General features: G+C 66.6%; 13 protein-coding genes. 8 read left to right on the plus strand and 5 right to left on the minus strand.

Features of this window, described 5'->3' with window-relative positions; all coding sequences use genetic code 11:
• Positions 1 to 20: 20 nt before the first annotated feature.
• The 4 genes from AC1RLU_RS15665 to AC1RLU_RS15680 all read left to right on the plus strand — a co-directional run bounded on the left by AC1RLU_RS15665 (position 21) and on the right by AC1RLU_RS15680 (position 3125).
• Positions 21 to 728, plus strand: a complete 708-nt coding sequence (locus tag AC1RLU_RS15665) for a glutathione S-transferase N-terminal domain-containing protein (RefSeq protein WP_061967541.1) — start codon at positions 21 to 23, stop codon at positions 726 to 728.
• Positions 729 to 740: 12 nt separating this feature from the next.
• Complete coding sequence (locus tag AC1RLU_RS15670) at positions 741 to 1097, plus strand: ArsC family reductase (RefSeq protein WP_492796602.1); 357 nt, start codon at positions 741 to 743, stop codon at positions 1095 to 1097.
• Between the two features lie 82 nt (positions 1098 to 1179).
• A complete protein-coding gene (tgt, locus tag AC1RLU_RS15675; protein WP_492796604.1) occupies positions 1180 to 2343 on the plus strand; it encodes a tRNA guanosine(34) transglycosylase Tgt in 1164 nt (387 codons plus the stop codon).
• Positions 2340 to 3125, plus strand: coding sequence for a hypothetical protein (locus AC1RLU_RS15680; protein ID WP_061967544.1), 786 nt, complete (start codon positions 2340 to 2342; stop codon positions 3123 to 3125). The genes tgt and AC1RLU_RS15680 overlap by 4 nt, the downstream gene beginning before the upstream one ends.
• Here AC1RLU_RS15680 and AC1RLU_RS15685 read toward each other — a convergent pair.
• Complete coding sequence (locus AC1RLU_RS15685; protein WP_492796606.1) at positions 3039 to 4028, minus strand: DMT family transporter; 990 nt, start codon at positions 4026 to 4028, stop codon at positions 3039 to 3041. The genes AC1RLU_RS15680 and AC1RLU_RS15685 overlap by 87 nt on opposite strands.
• A gap of 171 nt (positions 4029 to 4199) precedes the next feature.
• On the opposite strand from AC1RLU_RS15685, the gene AC1RLU_RS15690 reads away from it, so the two are divergent.
• Positions 4200 to 4817, plus strand: coding sequence for a hypothetical protein (locus AC1RLU_RS15690; protein WP_492796608.1), 618 nt, complete (start codon positions 4200 to 4202; stop codon positions 4815 to 4817).
• A gap of 23 nt (positions 4818 to 4840) precedes the next feature.
• On the opposite strand, the gene eno is transcribed toward AC1RLU_RS15690, so the two are convergent.
• Together eno and AC1RLU_RS15700 are read right to left on the minus strand one after the other, a co-directional pair.
• Complete coding sequence (gene eno, locus AC1RLU_RS15695) at positions 4841 to 6124, minus strand: phosphopyruvate hydratase (protein WP_492796610.1); 1284 nt, start codon at positions 6122 to 6124, stop codon at positions 4841 to 4843.
• Between the two features lie 200 nt (positions 6125 to 6324).
• Positions 6325 to 6648 (minus strand): hypothetical protein, encoded by a 324-nt coding sequence (locus AC1RLU_RS15700; RefSeq protein ID WP_061967550.1) that lies wholly within the window; start codon positions 6646 to 6648, stop codon positions 6325 to 6327.
• Positions 6649 to 6923: 275 nt separating this feature from the next.
• Between AC1RLU_RS15700 and queF the strand changes: the two genes are divergently transcribed.
• Positions 6924 to 7379, plus strand: coding sequence for a preQ(1) synthase (gene queF, locus AC1RLU_RS15705; RefSeq protein WP_492796611.1), 456 nt, complete (start codon positions 6924 to 6926; stop codon positions 7377 to 7379).
• Here queF and AC1RLU_RS15710 read toward each other — a convergent pair.
• The gene (locus tag AC1RLU_RS15710; RefSeq protein WP_492796612.1) at positions 7364 to 8587 is read right to left on the minus strand and encodes an MFS transporter; all 1224 of its coding nucleotides are present in this window, start codon (positions 8585 to 8587) and stop codon (positions 7364 to 7366) included. The genes queF and AC1RLU_RS15710 overlap by 16 nt on opposite strands.
• A complete protein-coding gene (kdsA, locus tag AC1RLU_RS15715; protein WP_492796614.1) occupies positions 8580 to 9452 on the minus strand; it encodes a 3-deoxy-8-phosphooctulonate synthase in 873 nt (290 codons plus the stop codon). The genes AC1RLU_RS15710 and kdsA overlap by 8 nt, the downstream gene beginning before the upstream one ends.
• A 268-nt stretch (positions 9453 to 9720) precedes the next feature.
• Here kdsA and clpS point away from each other — a divergent pair, with 268 nt between their 5' ends.
• Positions 9721 to 10080: an ATP-dependent Clp protease adapter ClpS gene (gene clpS / locus AC1RLU_RS15720; RefSeq protein WP_082617444.1), complete on the plus strand. Its 360-nt coding sequence runs from the start codon at positions 9721 to 9723 to the stop codon at positions 10078 to 10080.
• 46 nt (positions 10081 to 10126) lie between these two features.
• Positions 10127 to 12652, plus strand: a complete 2526-nt coding sequence (gene clpA, locus AC1RLU_RS15725) for an ATP-dependent Clp protease ATP-binding subunit ClpA (protein WP_492796616.1) — start codon at positions 10127 to 10129, stop codon at positions 12650 to 12652.
• Positions 12653 to 12654: the final 2 nt, after the last annotated feature.

A 12654-nucleotide genomic window follows, 5' to 3' on the forward strand; every position in this document is an offset into this window, starting at 1 on the left:
CGATTCAGACGGAGCCTTTCATGGCCGATTTGTCCGCTTTCCCGATCACCAAGCGCTGGCCCGCCGCGCATCCCGACCGTATCCAGCTCTATTCGCTGCCGACGCCGAACGGCGTGAAGGTCTCGATCGCGCTGGAGGAGCTGGAGCTGCCCTACGAGCCGCATCTCATCGATATCGGCAAGAACGAGACCTGGGGGCCGGAATTCCTGTCGCTGAACCCCAACGGCAAGATCCCGGCGATCATCGACCCCAACGGCCCGGACGGAAAGCCCTTCGGCCTGTGGGAGTCGGGCGCGATCCTGCTCTATCTCGCCGAGAAGACCGGCAAGCTCCTGCCGAAGGACCCTGCCGCCCGCTACGAGACCATCCAGTGGGTGTTCTTCCAGATGGCGGCGATCGGGCCGATGTTCGGCCAGCTCGGCTTCTTCCATAAATTCGCTGGCCGCGAATACGAGGACAAGCGCCCGCGTGATCGCTACGCCAACGAGAGCAAGCGCCTGCTCGGCGTGCTGGAGAGCCGGCTGGCGAGCCATACCTGGATCATGGGCGACGACTACAGCATCGCCGATATCGCGATCCTCGGCTGGGTGCGCAATCTCGTCGGGTTCTATGGCGCGGGCGAGCTCGTCGACTATGCCAAGCTGACCCATGTGCCGATCTGGCTGGAGCGCTGCCTGTCGCGCCCGGCCGTGCAGCGCGGCCTCGACAGCCCGAAGCGTCCGGCCTGAGAGGTTCGCGACGTGGCTATCACGATCTACGGCATCAAGAACTGCGACACGATGAAGAAGGCGCGCTCCTGGCTCGACGGCCATGGCGTCGCGGTCGCGTTCCATGACTACAAGGCGAGCGGGATCGACAAGGCCTCGCTTGAGCGTTGGGTCAAGGAGCACGGCTGGGAGACGGTGCTGAACCGCGCCGGCACGACCTTCCGGGCATTGCCGGAGGCCGAGAAGCAGGGGCTCGATGCCGAGAAGGCGATCGCGCTGATGCTGGCGCAGCCCTCGATGATCAAGCGGCCGGTGCTCGACTTGGGCAAAGGCAAGACGGTTGTCGGCTTCAAGCCGGAGATCTACGCGGCGGCGGTGCCGAAGGGCTAAAGCCCGCGCATGACGGCGGCGAAAGGCCATCCGGCGCGCGGGTCTCTTCCCTAAATCCGCGCGCTGCTCTACCTCGCAGGCCATGACCGTTCAGCCCCAAGCCATGCAGCCCGAAACCGCTGCCACATCCGAATTCACCTTCAAGGTCGCGGCCCGCGACGGCGCGGCGCGCACCGGCGCGATCAGCATGCCGCGCGGCGTCATCCGCACGCCGGCCTTCATGCCGGTCGGCACCGCCGCGACCGTCAAGGGCATGTATCCCGAGCAGGTGAGGGCGCTCGGCGCGGATGTCGTGCTCGGCAACACCTATCACCTGATGCTGCGGCCCGGTGCCGAGCGTGTCGCAAAGCTCGGCGGCCTTCACAAATTCATGAACTGGCCGCACCCGATCCTGACGGATTCCGGCGGGTTCCAAGTGATGTCGCTCGCCAATCTGCGCAAGCTGACCGAGGAGGGCGTGACCTTCCGCTCGCATATCGACGGCTCGAAACATGTGCTGACGCCGGAGCGCTCGGTCGAGATCCAGAACCTGCTCGGCTCCGACATCGTGATGCAGCTCGACGAATGCGTGGCGCTGCCCTGCGAGGAGAAGATCGCGGAGAAGGCGATGCGGCTGTCGCTGCGCTGGGCGGAGCGCTGCAAAACGGCTTTCGGCGACCATCCCGGACGGGCACTGTTCGGCATCGTGCAGGGCGGGGACGTGCCGCATCTGCGCGTCGAGAGCGCGCGCGAACTCGCTGCCATGGACCTCAAGGGCTATGCCGTCGGCGGGCTCGCGGTCGGGGAGCCGCAGGACGTGATGCTGGCGATGATCGAGACGGTGGAGCCGCATCTGCCGCAGGAGAAGCCGCGCTACCTGATGGGCGTTGGCACGCCGGACGACATCGTGAAATCGGTGGCACGGGGCATCGACATGTTCGACTGCGTGATGCCGACGCGGGCCGGGCGCCATGGCCAGATATTCACCCGCTTCGGCCGGATGAACCTGAAGAACGCCAAGCACGCGGAAGACGCGCGCCCGATCGACGAGCAATCCTCCTGCCCGGCGGCCAATGGCTGGTCGCGCGCCTATCTGCACCATCTCGTCAAGGCCGAGGAGATGCTCGGCAAGATGCTGCTGACCTGGGTGAACCTCGCCTATTATCAGGACCTGATGGCGGGCCTGCGCGCCGCCATCGCCGCCGGGCGCCTCGACGACTTCATCGCCGAGACCCGCGAAGGCTGGGAAAGGGGCGAGCCGGCTTGAGCACGGGCCTCGCCCTGCTGCCTCTCAAGATGGCGCTCGCGGCCTCAGTGGTCGTGAGCTGCTCGATGCTGGCCGAGCGCGCCGGGCCGTTGATGGCGGCGATGATCGCGACCTTGCCGATCTCGCTCGGACCGGTCCTCGTCTTCCTGGCGCTCGACCATGGTCCGGATTTCATCGCGGGTGCCGCGCTCGGCACGATGAATGCCAATGCCACCCATGCCAGCTTCGTGCTGAGTTATGTGCTGCTGGCCCAGCGCCATGGCGTGGTTGCCTCCCTCGGCGGAGCGTTGGCGATCTGGACGGTGCTGCTGCTGGCTCTCCGCAGCATGGCGCTGCCTGTGCTCCCGCTCACGATGTTGACCGTGCTGGCGCTGTTCGTCGTGCACCAACTGGTACGGCCCTATCTCAAAGTGCGCGCCAAGCCTCCCGCCGGGATCTCGCGCTATGCCATCCCCATCCGCGCGGCCTGCGTCGCGGCGCTGGTCGGCATCGTGACCGGCCTCAGCGAACGCGTCGGCCCGCAATGGTCCGGCATCCTCGCCGGCCTGCCGATCATCCTGTCGAGCCTGATCATCATCCTGCATACGCGCGCCGGCGGCCCGGCCGCAGCGGCGGTCATCGGCAGCAGCGCGCTCGGGTTGCTGGGTGCCGGGCTGGGGCTGGCGGCGGTGCATCTCGCCGCCGTGCCCTGGGGCTCATGGACGGCGCTGGGGCTCGGCCTCGCCATTGCCGTGATCTGGAACCTGATCCTGCTTGGACTGGCGCGTCGGTCGGCGCCATGACGCCACGAACAGGCCGCCGATGATCAGCACGATGCCGACGAGCTGAAGCGAGGAGGGGATCTCGCTCAGGATCGGGATTGCCAGCAGCGTGCCGGTGACCGGGATCAGCGGCGGAAAACGTCCGACCACGGACGGCCCGAGCACATGCGCGGCCCAGCCCCAGACCCAGAGGCCGACGATGACGTTGAGCACGCCCTGGTTGAAGCCGTGCAAGGCGAGAACCCACCAGGGCGCGACGTCGAAGCCGCGGAAATAGAACAGGAAATAGATCGGCAGGTAGATGAGCGACAGGACCGAGACGATCGCCGTCGCCTTCAGCCCGTCGACCTGCCAGAGCTGGATCAGCAGCGGATAGAAACCCCAGAGCAGCCCGACGCCGAGAAAGCAGAGGTCGCCGCGCAGCGTCATGGCGCTCGCGCCCGCACTGCCGGCGATGCCGAGGCAGATCAGGCCGCCGAGCACGCCTGCGACGCCGATCATCAGTCGCCCGGTCAGGGCGGCGCCGAACATCACGACGGAGCCGATGATGCCGATCATCGTCACCGTGCCCGGCCCGATCGTGGCGCCATGCGCGGCGGGCGCCATGGTGAGCCCGGTCAGCATCAGATAGGTCATCGGGAAGCCGCTGCTCACCGTCAGCCAGAACCCGCGCTTCCAGCCGACGCCGCCGCAGGAGGCCAGGCCCGGCCGCAGGAAGACCGGCAGCAGCAGCAGGCCGGCGATGGCGAAGCGCAGCGCCATCAGGTCGTGCTGGGTCAAACCGTTAAGCACGGCGTGGCGGCTGATGACGAAATTGGAGCCGTAGATCAGCACCGCCAGCAGCATACCCAGAGCCGCGAGGCGCTTGCGACGGCGCACCCTCGCATCGGTCTCGAGCATCGTGGCGGGGGTGATCTGATCCATCGCCCCTCTCTAGCGCCGGGCGACCGGGCCGGTTACGGGCCGGCGCGCATGGCGCCCGCGCGTGCGGCGGCAGACCGTATTTGCGCCCCGTTTCGGCCCTGCTGGTGCCCAGACGCGACGGCTTCCTTACGCCGTGAGGTTCAAGGGGCGCAGCGATACGGAGCGCAACCGATGTCGAGACAATCTGATTTTCCCGCGCCGGCCACGATGGCAGCGCGATTGGGGAGCGACCTGTTGCTCTCCCTGGGCATCGCGACGGCGACGGCCCTTCTGGTGATGGTGCCGGCTCTCCTATCCGACGCGACGCCCGATCGTGCCAAGGCGCCAGCCCTGACCTTGCTGCGCGACGGCAAGATCGGCGACCGGCTCGCGGACACCGGATGGGTCGATGAGGGGAGTTTCGAGGTCGGACGTCCGCTCACGCCTGCGGCGCTGGCGATGCCGATGTCGCTTGCCTGGCCTGAGGAGGGCGATTGGACGCCATCGCGGGGTGCCGCTCAGGCCCGGGCGCGTGTTGCCGTGAACGTGGCAACATTGCCGCCGCGCCGTCTGGCGGTGCTGTCCAAGACAAAGGGGCAGGCGATCGGCGCGCCCCTGGTGATCCTGCCTCCGGCGGCTATCACGGATGCGGAACCGTCTGGCGGCGAGCCCGCCGATTCATCGCTGCGCCAGTTCGTCGTCGCGCCGGTGATGAAGGTCGCCGACGCGGTGTCCGGTGCGGCCGGGAGCATGCAGGCGGCAGGATCATGGACCCTGACGCAGGCGAACGGCCTGCTGCCGCGCTGGTGAGCGCGGCAGCGTGAGGCTTTCGATCAGGCCAGCGCCTTCAGCGCAGAGCGGCCGGCATAGACGGCCTGTGCGCCGAGCTCTTCCTCGATGCGCAGCAGCTGGTTGTACTTCGCGGTCCGGTCCGAACGGGCGAGCGAGCCGGTCTTGATCTGCCCGCAATTGGTGGCGACCGCGAGGTCGGCGATGGTCGCATCCTCGGTCTCGCCCGAGCGGTGCGACATCACGGCGGTGTAGCCGGCGCGCTGCGCCATCTCGACGGCGGCGAGGGTCTCCGTCAGCGAGCCGATCTGGTTGACCTTGACCAGGATCGAGTTCGCCGTCTTCGTCCTGATGCCCTGCGACAGGCGGGTGACATTGGTGACGAAGAGATCGTCGCCGACGAGCTGGCACTTCGAGCCGACGAGATCGGTCAGCGCCTTCCAGCCCTCCCAGTCGTCCTCGGACATTCCGTCCTCGATCGAGACGATCGGGTAGTTGCCGACGAGCTTGGCGAGGTACTTGGCCTGCGCCTTGGGATCGCGGGTCTTGCGCTCGCCCTCGTAGACGTAGGAACCGTCCTTGAAGAACTCGGTCGCGGCGCAGTCGAGCGCCAGCGCGACATCCTCGCCCGCCTTGTAGCCGGCGGTCTCGATCGCCTGCATGACGAAGTCGAGCGCGGCCTCGGCCGACTTGATGTTCGGGGCGAAGCCGCCCTCGTCGCCGACATTGGTGTTGTGGCCGGCGTCGTGCAGCTTCTTCTTCAGCGTGTGGAAGATTTCCGAGCCCATGCGCAGGCCTTCCGCGAAGGAGGGCGCGCCGATCGGCATGACCATGAATTCCTGAAAGTCGATCGGGTTGTCGGCATGGGCGCCGCCATTGACGATGTTCATCATCGGCACAGGCAGGACACGGGCCGAGGTGCCGCCGACATAGCGGTAGAGCGGCAGGCCGGAGGCCTCGGCGGCCGCCTTGGCGACGGCGAGCGAGACGCCGAGGATGGCGTTGGCGCCGAGCTTCGACTTGTTGGGGGTGCCGTCGAGATCGATCATCACCTGGTCGATCGCGGTCTGGTCCTCGGCATCCATGGCGACGATCGCTTCGGCGATGGAAACGTTGACCGCCTCGACCGCCTTGAGCACGCCCTTGCCGAGATAGCGCGACTTGTCGCCGTCGCGCAGCTCGACCGCTTCATGCGCGCCGGTCGAAGCGCCCGACGGAACGGCGGCGCGGCCCATCGAGCCGTCTTCCAGCACGACATCGACCTCGACCGTCGGGTTGCCGCGGGAATCGAGGATCTGGCGTCCGATGATGTCGATGATCGCGGTCATGGCAGGCTCCGGGAGAGGCGGGGCGAATGGATAAGGCGCTTCTAGCCAACAGCCTGCCGCGGGGAAAGCCTCAATTGGCAGGCCGGTGCCGGTGGGGCGGCCCCCGATGGCGCGCGGCTTGCGGATTGACCGGTCGTTCCGACGCTTCGTCCCATCGGGAAACGATCATGTTCCAGACCATGCCTAACCGCCGCCGACCCTCACTCGCCTCTGTCCTGTTCTGGTCCGGCCTGACCGTCCTGTGGTGGGCGGGTCTTTGCCTCGCTGCGGGGCGGCCGGTCTGGCTCTGGTAGGTCCTGTTCCTCTTCCGGCAGGCCGAGATAGCCGCCGAGCAGAAAGCCGGCCTGGAGGGCGAAGAGGTATCCGATCCAGACGAGCACGACGAACAGGCCGAGCTCGCCGCGGATGATCCATGTCGGGAAAGCGATGAGCGTGACCGCGGCGCTGGCGAGAATGATGGCCGGATAGCCGTAGGACAAGCCGATCAGAAGGCCGATCAGGAACAAGATGCCGGCAATGATCATGGAGTTCGGTCTAGGCTTCTGATTGCGCGAGTTAGACCTGGAACATGCTGCCTATCCGCACAAATATGCGTGTGGAAATTCCGGAAATATTTAAGCAAACAACCCGGCCTAATTGCGCAGAACTTGAGGCTTTCATCGAACGCTTCATTTGCGAACGGGTGGTCGTTCGCACAGTTGCGGGCGCCGGGCTGGACTGCTTTCCCATGCCGCAAACGGCGGCAGTTCCCATATCGGCCGGAGATGCTCTAGAACCCCGCCAAATCCAGGAGCATCCCATGACCATCGACGCCTCGACCTTGCAGCTCGGCCAGAGCAGCGCCTTGCCCGCTTCGCCGGAGGAGGCGCGGCTGGACCGCGTGCCCAATCCGCATGCCGGCACGCACTATCTCGCCCGTTTCACCTGTCCGGAATTCACCTCGATCTGCCCGGTCACTGGCCAGCCCGATTTCGGTATCCTCGTCATCGATTATCTGCCGGGCCAGTGGCTGGTCGAGTCGAAGTCGCTGAAGCTCTATCTCGCCTCGTTCCGCAACCACGGCGCTTTCCATGAGGATTGCACCGTCGGCATCGGCAAGCGGCTGGTCGACCTGCTGGAGCCGGAATGGTTCCGCATCGGCGGCTACTGGTATCCGCGCGGCGGCATTCCGATCGACGTGTTCTGGCAGACGGGGGAGCCGCCGAAGGGCCTCTGGCTCCCCGACCAAGGCGTCGCGCCCTATCGCGGGCGCTGAGCCTCAGCCGCGCCGAGCATCGGCAGGATGCGCGGCGCGGCAAAGCCGAGCAGTCCGATCCCGACGGCAAAAAGGCTGACGGCGCCGGTCGTGCCGAGCAGGGCGAGCGCTGTGCCCATCAGCACGGGGCCGAGCGCATGGCCTGCAAAAAGCGAGCAGGCGAACAGCGAGACCGCAGAGCCACGGGCCTCGGGGGCGAGTTCGGTCGCCTGCGCCTGGAACGTGCCGTGCATCAGGAAGAAGCCGAAGCCGTTGACCACGAAGAACGGCACGGCGCTCCACCACGGCAGGAAGGGCAGCGCAAACAGCCCATAGCCGATCGCCATCAGGACGCCGCCGACGATCGGCATGCGGGCGGGGCCGATCCGATCGACCAGGATACGGGTCGAGAGACCGTAGATCAGCCCGCCGATGCCCGTTCCGGCGATGACCAACCCGGCGAGCGACGGGCCGATGCCGGCCCGCTCCTGCAGAATCGCGGCGACGAAGGGAGGCATGCCGAAGATCAGGCTGCCTTCGGTGATGACCAGCGCATAGAGCAGCTTCGAGCGCGGGTTCGAGAAGACGGCCGCGTAACTGGCGATCGCTCCCCGCAGTGTCGGACGGCGACGTACCGCGCCGGCACGGGGCCGCATCGTCAAGGTGAGCATCAGGAGCGCGAGCCCGGCAATGCCGCCCGCCATCAGGAAGACGCCCCGCCAGCCGACATATTCGGCGATCACGCCGGAACAGGCGGCGCCCGCCATCTGACCGAAGATCATGATGACGGTGAAGCGGCCGAGCGTGATCTGGCGCTGTGCCATGGTCGCGCGATCGCCGATCGCCGCCATCGCGATCGGGATGATCCCACCGGCGACAATTCCGCTGGCGGCGCGCAGCGCGAGCAAGGCCTCGAAATTCGGCGCGAAGGAGCAGGCGATCGACAGCAGGACCAGAAGGGCGAGGCAGGTGCCGATCGTGCGGATTTTGCCGACGGCGTCGGCGATGGGGCCGAGGATCGGCTGCCCGAAGGCGTATGAGAAGGAGAATGCCGTCGCCATCACCGCGACCTGCGCGATCGACCGGGCAAAATGACCGGCGAGCGTCGGCACCAGCGGATCGATGAGCCGCATAGTGAAGGTCGAGGCGAAGCCACAGGCTCCCAGGACGAGAACGAGCGTTCGTAGCGATGTCGTCGATGGGTCTGCCGACGAAGCGGATTCAGACATCAGCGACGGCCGCCGGGGCGGCCCGCGACTTGGCCAGGCGGTCGAAGCCCTGAAGCTCCTCGATCAGCGCTTTGAACTCCGATAGCGGCACCATGTTGGGGCCGTCCGACGGTGCCTTGTCGGGATCGGGATGGGTCTCGATGAAGAGGCCGGCGACGCCGACGGCGACCGCCGCGCGCGACAGCACCGGCACGAATTCGCGCTGCCCGCCGGTCGAGGCACCCTTGCCGCCGGGCTGCTGCACCGAATGGGTGGCGTCGAAGATCACGGGCGCGCCGATCTCGGCCATGGTCGGCAGGGCGCGCATATCGGAGACCAGCGTGTTGTAGCCGAAGGAGGCGCCGCGCTCGGTCAGCATCACGTTCGGATTGCCGCTCTCGGTCACCTTGGCCGCGACATTGACCATGTCCCAGGGCGCAAGGAACTGGCCCTTCTTGACGTTGACGACGCGGCCGGTCTTCGCGGCAGCGACGAGCAGGTCGGTCTGGCGGCAGAGGAAGGCCGGGATCTGGAGGATGTCGACCACTTCGGCCACGGGCGCGCATTGATCGGCTTCGTGGACATCGGTGACAACCGGCAGGCCGGTGCGCTCGCGGATCTCGGCATAGACGGGCAGGCCGGCCTTCATCCCCATGCCGCGGGCGCCTTTGACGCTGGTGCGGTTGGCCTTGTCGAAGGAGGCCTTGAAGACGAGGCCGATATTCAGCTCCTCTGCGATATCCTTCAGCGCCAGCGCGCATTCGAGCGCGTGGTCGCGGCTTTCCATCTGGCAGGGTCCGGCGATCAGGGCGAACGGCAATGCATTGCCGAAGCGCACAGGGCGGGCGAGATCCTCGCCGATGGTCACGATGGCGTTGGGAGTCATGGCGGCGTCCTTGTCCGGCGGGCTGCCGGGCTTATGTCTGTGAGCCCTGCCGGGTCAAGTCAGGGCAGCCCTGCGGACAGCTTATGGATCAAGCCTGCCTTCAAACGGGCTGGCGAAGCAGGGGCGAGGTCTGTAAATTCACAGGCGAAGCACTATCTCGGGTGGCGATGCAGGATCGATGGATACGGCGCGGACGGGAATGATGCAGTCAGGCCAGGACAGGGCAAGCCAGGCAGGGCGTCCGGTGCGCGCGGGCGACGGGCTCACCATGGCCGATCGCCCCAGGCGCGGCCAGCCGCCGAACGATGGCGGCGGGCGCGAAGGCAACGGGCGCGAGGGCAGCGGCACTGCCGTCCTCACCCGGACGCGGACGCGCAAGCCCAATCTCTATCGCGTCCTGCTGCTCAACGACGACTACACGCCGATGGAGTTCGTCGTTCACGTTCTGGAGCGCTTCTTCAACAAGGATCGCTCCGAAGCCACGCAGATCATGATGCATGTGCATCAGAACGGCGTCGGCGAATGCGGCGTCTTTACCTACGAAGTCGCCGAGACCAAGGTTACGCTCGTCATGGATCTGGCGCGCAAGCACATGCATCCGCTGCAGTGCGTGATGGAGAAAAAGTAGTCTTGGGTCATCGAGTTCTTTTGGAAATCAGATAGGAGCGCGCCCCTTGCCGAGTTTCTCGCGCAGTCTCGAACAGGCGCTTCACCGGGCTCTGGCTCTGGCCAACGAGCGCCGTCACGAATACGCCACCCTCGAACACCTCCTGCTCGCGCTGGTCGACGACCAGGACGCGGCCGCGGTGATGCGCGCCTGCAGCGTCGATCTCGACCTGCTCAGGCGCAATCTCGTCGACTATATCGACGCGGAACTGACCAATCTCGTCACCGACGGGCGTGACGATTCCAAGCCGACCGCCGGCTTCCAGCGCGTCATCCAGCGCGCGGTGATCCATGTCCAGTCGTCCGGTCGCGAGGAGGTGACCGGCGCGAACGTGCTCGTCGCGATGTTCGCCGAGCGCGAGAGCCACGCGGCCTATTTCCTGCAGGAGCAGGACATGACCCGCTACGACGCGGTCAACTACATCAGCCACGGCATCGCCAAGCGCCCCGGCGCGAGCGAGAGCCGGCCTGTCCGCGGCTCCGAGGAGGAGGGCGAACCGCAGCGCGAGCAGCGCGCCGAGCAAGGCCAAACCGAGGACAAAGACAAGAAGAAAAAGGAAAGCGCGCTCGACGCTTACTGCGTCAACCTCAACCGGAAAGCGAGGGACGGGCGCATCGATCCACTGATCGGCCGCGAGGCCGAGGTGCAGCGCACGATCCAGATCCTGTGCCGTCGCCAGAAGAACAACCCGCTGCTGGTCGGCGACCCCGGCGTCGGCAAGACCGCGATCGCCGAGGGCCTCGCCCTCAAGATCACGCGCGGCGAGGTGCCCGAGGTGCTGGAGGACGCGACCGTCTTCTCGCTCGACATGGGCACGCTGCTCGCCGGCACGCGCTATCGCGGCGATTTCGAAGAGCGCCTCAAGCAGGTGATGAAGGAGATCGAGCAGCACCCGAAGGCGATCATGTTCATCGACGAGATCCACACGGTGATCGGCGCCGGTGCGACCTCGGGCGGCGCGATGGACGCCTCGAACCTGCTCAAGCCGGCGCTGGCCTCGGGCTCGCTGCGCTGCATCGGCTCGACCACCTACAAGGAATACCGCCAGTATTTCGAGAAGGACCGGGCGCTGGTGCGTCGCTTCCAGAAGATCGACGTCAACGAACCCTCGGTGCCGGACACGATCGAGATCCTCAAGGGGCTGAAGCCCTATTTCGAGGAGTTCCACAAGCTGCGCTACACCAACGACGCCATCAAGGCGGCGGTGGAGCTCTCGGCCCGCTACATCCATGACCGCAAGCTGCCCGACAAGGCGATCGACGTGATCGACGAGACCGGCGCCTCGCAGATGCTGGTGACCGAGGCCAAGCGCAAGAAGACGATCGGGGTCAAGGAGATCGAGGCCGCGATCGCGACCATGGCCCGTATCCCGGCCAAGACCGTCTCGAAGGACGATGCCGAGGTGCTGCGCAACCTCGAGACCACGCTGAAGCGCACGGTCTATGGCCAGGAGAAGGCTATCGAGGCGCTGTCCTCGGCGATCAAGCTCGCCCGCGCCGGCCTGCGCGACGGCGAGAAGCCGATCGGCAGCTATCTCTTCGCCGGCCCGACCGGCGTCGGCAAGACCGAGGTCGCGCGCCAGCTCGCCTCTTCGCTCGGCGTCGAGCTGATCCGCTTCGACATGTCGGAATACATGGAGCGCCACACCGTCTCCCGACTGATCGGCGCGCCTCCCGGCTATGTCGGCTTCGACCAGGGCGGGCTCCTGACCGACCAGATCGACCAGCATCCGCATAGCGTGCTGCTGCTCGACGAGATCGAGAAGGCCCATCCCGACCTGTTCAACATCCTCCTGCAGGTGATGGACCACGGCAAGCTGACCGACAACAACGGCAAGCAGGTCGATTTCAGGAACGTCATCCTGATCATGACGACCAATGCCGGCGCCGCCGACATGGCCCGCAACGCCTATGGCTTCACCCGGACCAAGCGCGAGGGCGACGATACCGAGGCGATCAACAAGCTGTTCGCGCCGGAATTCCGCAACCGGCTCGACTCGGTCATCTCCTTCGGCCATCTGCCGAAGACGGTGGTCGCCCGCGTCGTCGACAAGTTCGTGCTCCAGCTCGAAGCGCAGCTCGCCGACCGCAACGTCACGATCGAGCTCTCGGACGAGGCGCGCGAATGGCTTGTCGAGAACGGCTATGACGAGGCGATGGGCGCGCGCCCCATGGCCCGCCTGATCCAGCAGACGATCAAGACACCGCTCGCCGACGAAGTGCTGTTCGGCCGCCTGAAGAGCGGCGGGGCCGTGAAGGTCGTCGTCGTCCAGTCCGAGACCGGCATCAAGGTGCTCGGCCTCGAATTCCCGGACGGGCCGGCCAGGCCCAAGCCGGAGAAGGATGTCGAGGCGGCAACCGCCAAGCGTGTGCCGAAGCCGCGCGCGAAAGCGGCTGCCACCGGCAAAACGACCAAGACTCCGCCGCGGCGAGCGCCTAAAGGTGGCGGCACTCCGGGTGGGACGGGTGGCGCAGCGAAGGCCTCGGCCAAGACCGTCCGCACCGTTCCCAAGGTCCCGCTGACGAAGGCGTAAGG

The organism is Allobosea sp. GW822-FHT05A11, from assembly GCF_058800455.1.

What these genes read in the sequence shown, in the direction of transcription:
- AC1RLU_RS15665 (WP_061967541.1), top strand. Translation starts at nt 21, where the DNA reads ATGGCCGATTTGTCCGCTTTCCCGATCACCAAGCGCTGGCCCGCCGCG.
- tgt (WP_492796604.1), top strand. Translation starts at nt 1,180, where the DNA reads ATGACCGTTCAGCCCCAAGCCATGCAGCCCGAAACCGCTGCCACATCC.
- AC1RLU_RS15685 (WP_492796606.1), bottom strand. Translation starts at nt 4,028, where the DNA reads ATGGATCAGATCACCCCCGCCACGATGCTCGAGACCGATGCGAGGGTG.
- AC1RLU_RS15690 (WP_492796608.1), top strand. Translation starts at nt 4,200, where the DNA reads ATGTCGAGACAATCTGATTTTCCCGCGCCGGCCACGATGGCAGCGCGA.
- eno (WP_492796610.1), bottom strand. Translation starts at nt 6,124, where the DNA reads ATGACCGCGATCATCGACATCATCGGACGCCAGATCCTCGATTCCCGC.
- AC1RLU_RS15700 (WP_061967550.1), bottom strand. Translation starts at nt 6,648, where the DNA reads ATGATCATTGCCGGCATCTTGTTCCTGATCGGCCTTCTGATCGGCTTG.
- queF (WP_492796611.1), top strand. Translation starts at nt 6,924, where the DNA reads ATGACCATCGACGCCTCGACCTTGCAGCTCGGCCAGAGCAGCGCCTTG.
- AC1RLU_RS15710 (WP_492796612.1), bottom strand. Translation starts at nt 8,587, where the DNA reads ATGTCTGAATCCGCTTCGTCGGCAGACCCATCGACGACATCGCTACGA.
- kdsA (WP_492796614.1), bottom strand. Translation starts at nt 9,452, where the DNA reads ATGACTCCCAACGCCATCGTGACCATCGGCGAGGATCTCGCCCGCCCT.
- clpS (WP_082617444.1), top strand. Translation starts at nt 9,721, where the DNA reads ATGGCCGATCGCCCCAGGCGCGGCCAGCCGCCGAACGATGGCGGCGGG.